Origin of the sequence: Secundilactobacillus paracollinoides DSM 15502 = JCM 11969 (assembly GCF_001311135.1) — a bacterium.
Taxonomy (GTDB): Bacteria; Bacillota; Bacilli; order Lactobacillales; family Lactobacillaceae; genus Secundilactobacillus; species Secundilactobacillus paracollinoides.
On the sequence record NZ_BBAG01000144.1, the window covers coordinates 1 to 1,633 of the forward strand.

General features: G+C 39.7%; 1 protein-coding gene. It reads left to right on the top strand.

Annotated features, from left to right (window positions below):
* Positions 1 to 160: 160 nt before the first annotated feature.
* On the top strand, positions 161 to 1,477 hold the full coding sequence (locus JCM11969_RS16635) for an IS1380 family transposase (protein WP_054713002.1): 1,317 nt from the start codon (positions 161 to 163) through the stop codon (positions 1,475 to 1,477).
* Positions 1,478 to 1,633 lie beyond the last annotated feature (156 nt).

Below are 1,633 nucleotides of genomic sequence, written 5' to 3' on the forward strand. Positions count from 1 at the left end.
CCTGATTTATTCACAAAGATATGCAAAATACCCATCAAACACATGCATCACGCGTTTGATGGGTATTTTGTATTTTCACCTTTTAAGTACACAAAAAGAGCCCCAGCTCTGGTATAGTTAAATTGCTAAACAAAACCACATGAGAGAAGAGGACTCTATATTGAAAACTTTACAGGAAATGGCATTAAATTTCAACAAAATCATTTTAGTATCGCATACGGGTGGTCAATTATCTTCCGATGGCGGGCTAACATTGTGTGTAGAGCTGATGGCAAAATTCCAGTTCACCATCTTGGCCGACAAACTATTGAGGTTCAATGACCAGCGACGATATTGTCAACACAGTAATTCTAGTATCTTAAAACAGTTAATTCTTCAGATTATTGCTGGTTATAGCGCAGATTCTGCGGCAACTTCTTTAGAAAAAGAACCGCTTTTTAAATTATTATTGGATAAACCGTCTTTGGCTTCACAAGCAACAATATCACGTTTTTGGCAACGCTTTGATAAAGATAGTGTTAGCACATTACAGACTTTAAATGAGGCTTTGATCGACCGTGTTCGACTATTAACCAACCAGACAGCCACGATTATTGATATCGATTCGACTCACTCAGACACTTATGGCAAACAGGAAGCCACTAACTACAACGCACATTATGGTACTGAAGGATATCATCCATTACTGGCAACTGATCAAGATGGTAACTTATTGAAAGCTGTCTTGCGTCCTGGAAATGCCTACACCAGCAAAGATGTAAAAGCTTTTTTAACACCACTATTAAAGCATTATCAAACTCAGCTGCCCACGACTGACATTCTGGTTCGTGGTGATAGTGGCTTCGCCACGCCAGAAGTTTACGATGTCTGTGAAGCCAACGATGTGTTTTACATTATTCGACTCAAATGCAATCGAAAATTACAGAATCTAGCTGAAAAGTTCGTCAAGATCAGTGATCAAACCCAGTGGCAAGAGGAAGAGACTCATTACTACTCTGAAATCTATCAATCAGCATCGTGGCCTAAGCCACGGCAGATTTATATTAAATCAACTCGAGTAGCTGGTGAACTGATCTTTTCACATGAATTTATCGTCACTAATCTGACTAATTTAACGGCTGAAACTGCCTTCGAACTGTATCACAAACGCAGCCAAATGGAAAATTACATCAAAGAAGCTAAAACAGGTTTCTTTTTCGATAAGACTGATAGTTCAACGTTTAATGCCAATGCTGCCCGGATGATGGTTAGTGTACTGGCTTACAATATTGTCAACTTTTTAAAGCAGCTAGCACTGACAAAACATGATTCCGGCTTGTGCGTTAGCACATTGCGGATCCGTTTATTCAAAGTTGCGGCACGTGTTGTGCATACTGGCCGACGCATTCAGTTGCGGCTGAGCTCGTATCATGTTTACCATCGGCTGTTCTACCAGGCTCTACAGCGTATCCAGCTATTGAATAACCGGCAAAATTAAAAAAATCTGTACAACCAAGGGACAAGTGTATCCAAAAGTTCAAAGCAATTCTGAGTTAGTTGAAAGATCTCACTAGCTAGAACTGATAAACATCGTATTTCAGCAAAAGATAAAGACATACCCGTCAGTTTTCGAAAAAATACGAAAACTGACGGG